This is a genomic window from Frankia sp. CgMI4 (assembly GCF_001756285.1).
In the GTDB taxonomy this organism is placed as follows: Bacteria; Actinomycetota; Actinomycetes; order Frankiales; family Frankiaceae; genus Frankia; species Frankia casuarinae.
The window spans coordinates 1-3,136 of record NZ_MAQZ01000016.1; the positions used below are offsets into that span (position 1 = coordinate 1).

Below are 3,136 nucleotides of genomic sequence, written 5' to 3' on the forward strand. Positions count from 1 at the left end.
GTTGCCCTGGGCGCGCCGGGCGAGGAAGTCGGGCAGATGTCGGGCGATCATCCGAAGGACGTCCGCCGGGCCCCCCTCCCGCGGCAACTGCTCCCGCGTCACCACCTGTCCACGCAGGTCGACAAGGCTGAAGGTGACGAACGGGACGGCGATGTGCACCCCGCAGGCCAGATGAAGGTCGGTGTCCACGTCCAGGGGCACGTGCGGCCGCCCGGCCCGGGGAGCCAGCGAGGAGGCGGGAAGCTCTCGGAGCAGACCCAGGGAGATCAGCCCGGCTGTCTGCCGGGAGACCGCCGCCGGGCTGAGCCCTGTTGCCCTCCCGATGGCGGTGCGGGCGACCGGACCGTGGTCGAGGACCGCCCGCAGGATCGCCGCCGCGGAGCCCGCGGGGCCGCCCGGGGCACCGTAACCACTGGGGGCGCCGGAGCCGCCGGAGCCGCCTKGGCTGCCTGGGCCGCCGGCAGTGGTTCTCCCGGCTCCAAGCCTGGAGACGACCCCCGCCGCGGCCCGCGGCCYTCCCTGCGCCGGCAGCGTTTCCCGCGCCGACATCTTGTCGCGTACTGGCGCCTTGTCGCGTACGGGCACGGAGAACCTCCTCGCGATGCGACCACGCGGCCGACGGGGCCTCTCGTCGCCGCGCACGCGCAAGGCGTGCAAACACAGGGCAGGTGGAACGCACGGAAAAGTCAGGACCGGGGGCCCGGCTGACCACAGGGACGGTGGACCGGAGGGAGGGGCCCACCCTTCGCTGACATCAGGTCGGCGGCCGTTGGCCGGCTCGGGTAGGAGGCGGCAGGTGCCGTCACCGGGCGCCGGGGGCTTACGGTGACGGATGCCAGTCGGCGGAACGGGGCCTGATGATCAGCGGGATCGATGGTAAGGGTGACAGAGCGCGCTCGCGACGCGATGAAAGTCAATGTGTGCACGGCAGACCAGAAGCGGGCGCCGGCTCATGACGCTGACAGTAGATATCATTCCGCCGCTTGTCAATAAAAAAAGTAGAGATTATCGCCTTCCACTCAGCCGACTAGGAGAATAAGCGGGGGCGCGGCGAGCACGATGATCGCCCCGAAGTAGGCGCACGGCGGCATCCACCATGGCACTTCCGGCGGGTCGAGGAGCCGGGTGATCCGCGAGATGACCGGATTGGCCGTGCCGCGCCGGGGGCCGCCGCCGACCGGTCGTGTCTGGCCGGGCGCCGCATCGCCGGGCGCCGCATCGCCGGGGTCTGGCCCGCCGGCGTCTGGGTTGCCCGGGCCGGGCGGGCCGGAATCGCGGACGCCGACCGCCGTAGGCTCGTGGGAGCCGAGTGCGGGCAGCACAGCGGCCGGAGAATCGATGATCCCCAGCGCCCCGGCGGGGACCGGTGCCCTTGCCCCGCCCAGCCGGGCCAAGGCCCGCGCGAGCGATCGGCGGCTTGTCTGCCGGGCCGCCGCGTCGTCGGCGAGCATCTCGACGAGGAGCGAGACGGCCGCGGTCGCCTCCCTGGCCGGGTCCAGGAACGGGAAGGTCCGCTCCCACGCGACGAACGGCTGGATGACGAGGTCGTGACGACCGGCGACGTGGGCCGCCTCGTGGGCGAGCACGGCGTCCAGTTCGGTGGCGTCGAGGGTGTTCAGTAGCCCGCGGGAGACCACAACCCGGGCGTGCCGCACCCCCGGCACGCAGTAGGCGACCGCGACGGGATGATCGAGGATACGCAGTAGAATGCCGGCCCGGTCCCGGTGTTCGCACAGGCAGCAGCCGGTTGCGCCCCCGCCGTCGGCGGTTGTGCCAGGGTCGGTGGCCGCACCAGAGTCCGCGGCTGTGCCGGAATGATGGGACGCATGGCCGGGCGGGACGCAGGTCTCATGCCGGCGATGCCGACGGCCAGCCAGATCGACCAGGTCGCGGTGTCGGTGACGCTCGCGAAGGGTGGCGGCGCTGGAGGTGYCGAGCACCCCGAACAGCCGGGAGGCCAAGGCCGCCGCCACAGCGAGGCCGATGAGGTTGATCAGGCCCAGGCCCGTCAGCGGCGCGCCGGCCGCGATGTTGTCGAGATGGTCGACGATGGCGGTCGGGGTGTCGCCGGACAGCGGTGAGACGGTGAACGCGATCGCCGCGAGTAGCGCCGACACTCCGCCGGCCAGACCGACCGCCTGCCAGAGCACGATCGCCGCCCGTGGACATCGGTAGGGCCARCGCGCGGCGGCCAGCAGGCGTGGGACCGGCCAGGCCAACACGCCCGCGAACAGGGCGAGAAGTGCCGCGGTCGTCATGTCCCGGCTAACGCTACCGGTGGTCGGGCGGAATCTGGGCCGTTCGATCCGGGTCGGTGGCTACCGTGACGATCTGCTCCGGGTCGTCGCGGGGCGGGTCTCCGATCGCCGGACCGCGCCGGGCCTCGGCGTGCCGGACCTCCGTGTGCGGATCCTCGGCCTGCGGATCCTCGGCGCGCGGGGCCTCGGCGCCAGGCACGAAGATGCCGGGTGCCCCGGAACCGACGGGTTCCAGGGCACGGCGAAGGATCTCGGCCTCCTCCGCGGACACCGACCCCACGAAGCGGACCAGGGCGGAACCACGATCGTCCGCCGTGCCGAGCGCCTCCATCATCGCCTCGGCCACGACGGCCTCGCGACTGTCGCTGGCCGCGTAGCGATGCGCGCGCGCCGAACGCTGACGCCGCACGAATCCCTTCCGTTCCAACCGTTCGAGCACGGTCAGCACGGTGGTGTACGCGAGATCGCGTTCATGCTGGAGACGGCCGGCGACCTCGCGGGCGGTCAGCCAGTCGTCGCTCGCCCACAACACGTCCATGACCGACCGTTCGAGGTCACCCAGGCGCGCCATGGTGCCAATCCTACGTGGCGTAGAACATTCGTGGAACCGAACGGGGTGCTTCGTTGAGGCCTGTTGCGTCACAGCCACGCGGCAACGGTGCCGGCCGTCGGGGAGGAACCGGGGAGGAACCGGCCTTCCAGCCCCCGATCTKCCTCCCGGCTCCCGATCGGCGCCCGGCTCCGGACCAGTGCGAACCCGCCGGCTGACTGATCCGCCGCCGTTCACGCGGCCCGAATTCCTTTACAAGGAAACATCTTCATGACTTAGGGGACTATCTATCCGCCGAACGGGCTATCCGCCGAACGGGCTATCCATC

At 71.7% G+C, this 3,136-nt stretch carries 2 protein-coding genes and 1 pseudogene; all 3 read right to left on the reverse strand.

Annotated elements, in window-relative coordinates:
- Positions 1-549 (reverse strand): annotated as a pseudogene (locus tag Manayef4_RS02520) (MarR family transcriptional regulator); the annotation flags it as partial.
- A gap of 470 nt (positions 550-1,019) precedes the next feature.
- On the reverse strand, positions 1,020-2,258 hold the full coding sequence (locus Manayef4_RS02525) for a M56 family metallopeptidase (RefSeq protein WP_070130500.1): 1,239 nt from the start codon (positions 2,256-2,258) through the stop codon (positions 1,020-1,022).
- Between the two features lie 13 nt (positions 2,259-2,271).
- The gene (locus Manayef4_RS22275; RefSeq protein WP_011434723.1) at positions 2,272-2,829 is read right to left on the reverse strand and encodes a BlaI/MecI/CopY family transcriptional regulator; all 558 of its coding nucleotides are present in this window, start codon (positions 2,827-2,829) and stop codon (positions 2,272-2,274) included.
- Positions 2,830-3,136 lie beyond the last annotated feature (307 nt).

Excerpts from the sequence above, each read along its gene's own strand:
- Manayef4_RS22275 (WP_011434723.1), bottom strand. The coding sequence starts at position 2,829 with ATGGCGCGCCTGGGTGACCTCGAACGGTCGGTCATGGACGTGTTGTGG.